Annotated in this window: 1 protein-coding gene; it reads left to right on the forward strand. The window is 56.1% G+C overall.

Annotated elements, in window-relative coordinates; genetic code table 11:
- Nucleotides 1–252 precede the first annotated feature (252 nt).
- Nucleotides 253–1,947 (forward strand): phospho-sugar mutase, encoded by a 1,695-nt coding sequence (locus AB5767_RS09995; protein WP_368132628.1) that lies wholly within the window; start codon nucleotides 253–255, stop codon nucleotides 1,945–1,947.
- Nucleotides 1,948–2,121: the final 174 nt, after the last annotated feature.

Consider the following 2,121-nt stretch of genomic DNA (forward strand, 5'->3'; position numbering starts at 1 on the left):
CTGACCGGTGGACGGCACCGAGCCGTACGCTTGAACTGAGAAGGGGGAGGCCTCGCGGCCTCCCCCTTTTTTGCGTTAAAGGCGGCATTCACTAAGCAATTAAATCAATCCAATCATCCACCGCTGAATATAGACGTTCACCGTTCTTTGGTCGGTTCTTTGTTCTCAATGGACTAATATTTGCTTTAGCGCACTGCTGCGCTTGTCCTGTTTTACACGGGTCGTTTTATTGATTGTGACGGAAGGACTCACATGGCAGATGTTCATGAGCTGCTTGATACTTGGATTGCCAATGTCAAGGACGAGGAGCTCCTCGCTGAGCTTAACACGATGAAGGAGCAGGGTGATGAGGACGCCATTACCGACGCTTTCTTCCAGGATCTCGCCTTCGGTACTGCCGGCCTTCGCGGCACTATCGGTGCGGGCACTAACCGTATGAATATCTATACGGTCGGTCGTGCGACCCAGGGATTTGCTGACTACCTCAATGCGACCTTCGAGCATCCGACGGTCGCCATCGCTCGTGATAGCCGCAATAAAGGTGAGCTGTTCGTCAAGACGACGGCTGCCATTCTTGCAGCAAACGGCGTGACTGGCCTCGTGTATCCCAAGATTTCTCCTGTGCCGACGCTCTCCTGGGCCGTCCGCGACCTTAAGTGCTCTGGTGGCATTTGCATGACCGCTAGTCATAATCCGGCGCCTTATAACGGCTATAAGGCCTATGGCCCCGACGGCTGCCAGATTACTAGCGAGGCCGCCGATGCAATTTCTAAGGCTATCGCCGAGACCGATACGTTCACCGGCGTGAAGTCCATGGACTTCGATGAGGCTCTTGAGCAGGGTCTGGTCAAATGGATCGACGACTCGTGCCTCGAGCGTTATTACGACGCCGTTCTCGCCCGCGGCGTGACTAACCTTTCTACCGAGGAGATCGCTGGCGCTCCGCTTAAGCTCGTCTACACTCCGCTCAACGGCACCGGCCTCATTCCCGTCACGACGGTGCTCGAGCGCGCTGGCATCACCGATGTCACGGTTGTTCCCGAGCAGAAGGAGCCTAACGGCGATTTCCCGACCTGCCCGTATCCTAACCCCGAGATCCGTCAGGCCATGCAGAAGGGCATCGATCTCTGCGAGCAGGTTCACCCTGATTTGCTGCTTGCAACCGATCCCGACGCCGACCGTGTTGGCGTTGCCGTTAAGAATGGCGATGACTATCTGCTGCTGACCGGCAATGAGATGGGCGTTCTGCTGCTCGACTATATCTGCAAGACCCGTGCTGCCCGCGGTGAGGACCTTACTAAGAAGGTTGCCGTTACTACTATCGTTTCTTCTGCCATGGTTGACGCTCTGGCCGACGAGTACGGTTTTGAGCTCCGCCGCTGCCTGACGGGCTTCAAGTACATCGGCGACATCATTACTTCTCTTTCCGATGCTGGCGAGGTCGATCGCTTTATCTTCGGTTTTGAGGAGAGCTACGGCTATCTGGCCGGCGACCACGTGCGCGACAAGGACGCCGTCAGCACTTCGCTTCTGATTTGCCAGATGGCGCAGTATTATAAGCTCCAGGGCAAGAACCTTGCCGATGCGATGCACGAGTTGTACGAGAAGTATGGCTACTATCACAACAAGACGATTTCGCTAAGCTATCCGGGCGCTGAGGGTGCGGCAAAGATGGCCGGCATCATGGCTGGTCTGCGCGAGAACCCGCCCGCGGAGCTCGCCGGTTCCAAGATTGAGGCCGTCGTGGATTACAACACCTGCGTGAACGGCCTGCCGAAGGCTAACGTAATTGAGTTCGATCTTGAGGGCGGCAACAAGGGTATTGTTCGTCCTTCCGGCACCGAGCCCAAGATTAAGCTGTACATCTTCGCTAAGGGCGCGGATGCCGCCGAGGCAGATGCAGCACTTGACGCGATTGAGGAGTCCGGTCGCAAGCTGCTGGCCTAAGGCTTTGAAAGCCTATTTCTATAGATAAACAGAGGAGGGGATCTCGGAAACGAGGTCCCCTCTTTATTACTGGCAAATACAGCTGAGAATCCCAAACTGTGTAGGAAATGTGTACGACCAGATTCCCGCCCCCGGGGCCCCTCCGGTCTGGCAATATATCTCCTTGCCGCGCGG

The sequence above is a fragment of the Collinsella aerofaciens genome, assembly GCF_040926265.1.
Taxonomy (GTDB): Bacteria; Actinomycetota; Coriobacteriia; order Coriobacteriales; family Coriobacteriaceae; genus Collinsella; species Collinsella aerofaciens_BB.